General features: G+C 72.3%; 2 protein-coding genes. Both read right to left on the reverse strand.

What is annotated here, in order from left to right; translation table 11 throughout:
• On the reverse strand, window positions 1–738 hold a 738-nt coding region (locus D452_RS0122685), incomplete at its 3' end, for an ABC transporter permease (protein WP_040694644.1).
• 158 nt (window positions 739–896) lie between these two features.
• On the reverse strand, window positions 897–1,760 hold the full coding sequence (locus D452_RS0122690; RefSeq protein ID WP_017546433.1) for an ABC transporter permease: 864 nt from the start codon (window positions 1,758–1,760) through the stop codon (window positions 897–899).
• Window positions 1,761–1,802 lie beyond the last annotated feature (42 nt).

The raw sequence follows: 1,802 nt of genomic DNA on the forward strand, positions 1-1,802 counted from the left end.
CACCGCCCACCCCGACTGCAACGCCAACCCGCCGAACGCGCTCCCGCCCGGCAGCGACTCCTTGCCGAGCAGGATCTCCGCCGGGATCTGCACCATCGACGCCCACGGCAGCCACCGCAGCACGTCGGCCAGAGCGGTCGGGAACAGGGCCAGCGGCAGCAGCATCCCCGCGGCCACCGGCGCGACCAGACCGCTCGCCATCCACAGGCCCCGGGTGTCCATCAGCCAGAACCCGCTCAGCGAGCACAGGTAGCGGAGTGCGAACCCGATCACGGCGGCCAGGACCACTGAGAGCAGGACAGCCACGGACTGGACCGCGCCGTCCGGCACGACCACGTCGAACAGGAGCAGGCCGACACAGAAGGTGGGCACGCCACGGAAGAGGAACGTGAACGTGGCCCGGCCGAGGTCCTCCGCCATCCACCAGCCCAGGAGCGGCACCGGGCGGAGCAGGTCCGTGGCCACGTCGCCGCCGCGCACGCGTTCGGCCAGGTCGAGGGAGGGGGCGGTGTTGACGATCATCGTGACGGCGATCAGCGCCTGGCCGACGAACACCTGGGTGACGGCGTCGGTGGCGTCGTAGCCGTTGATCTCCGGACGGGCGGCGAACACGGCCAGGAGCACCATGGCGTTGATCGCGCCGAAGACCGAGTTGGTGAGGGCGCCCGCGACGAGGGCGGCGCGGTAGGTCGAGTGGCGGCGCAGCCCTCGGGCGTACACCGCTGCGTGGACCCGCAAGTGGGCACACTCCTTTCGGACGGTCGGACGGTCGGGTTTGGGATCGGATCGGGGCTCGGGAGTCTGGAGTCGGGTCGGGTCGGGTCGGGTCGGAGGGAGCGTCGGCCTTCGAGCGTCCGGGACGGTGCCCGGGTCAGCCGTGCCGGTCTCGGCGGGGGTCAGCTGCCGGTGGAGCGGTAGCGGCGCAGACCGAACCGCCACACCAGGGACGCGGCCAGGGCGAGGACGACCGCCACGACGGGGCCGAGGAAGCGCAGGAACTCGGGCAGGCCGGTCGGATCGGACCGGTCCAGCAGGTGCAGCGCGGGCTGCCAGCTCACGAAGGCCAGCGGCACCACGTAGGTCACCGACCGCACCAGACCTCGGCCGTAGATCGCGATGGGGTACTCGGTGAGCGCCTGCCCGCCGTAGGTGACCGAGTTGGCGGCCTCACGGGCGTCGGTGGCGAAGAACTGGAGGCAGCCCGCGATCAGCCACACCGAGGTGCAGATGGTCACTCCCGAGGCCAGCAGCACCGGGACCATGAGCGCCCGCCCGACGGTCCAGTCGATGTCGCACATGACCAGGGCGAACACCAGCACGACCACGGCCGGGACGATCCTGCCGAAGCGGCGGGGCGAGAACTGGTCCGCCGCCAGCTGCACCAGCGGGGACACGGGGCGGACCAGCATGGTGTCGAAGCTGCCCGTGCGGATGTGGTCGCCGAGGCGGTCCACCGAGCCCGTGAGCAGCTGCGCGGCGCCGAAGGAGAACGCGGCCAGCGCGTAGACGAGCAGGCCCTCGTACACCGTGAACCCCGCCAGCGTCCCGGCGTGGGCGAACACCACGACGACGGCGCCCATCTCGGCCAGCGAGGCGAGCGTGATCCCGAAGGTGAACAGGGACAGCGCCATCGGGTACTGGGCGACCGCGCGGGTCCAGGTCCAGGCGAGGCGGGCGTACGTGCGCAGCTCCGGGCCCAGGTCCGTGAGGGGGTTCGGGGAAGCCGGGGCACTCCGCCCCCGCGTGAGCGCGTCAGCCACCCTGGACCACCACCCTGCGCGTGGCCCGGCCGGTCAGCCAGG

It is taken from the genome of Nocardiopsis prasina DSM 43845, assembly GCF_000341265.1.
GTDB classification, from domain to species: Bacteria; Actinomycetota; Actinomycetes; order Streptosporangiales; family Streptosporangiaceae; genus Nocardiopsis; species Nocardiopsis prasina.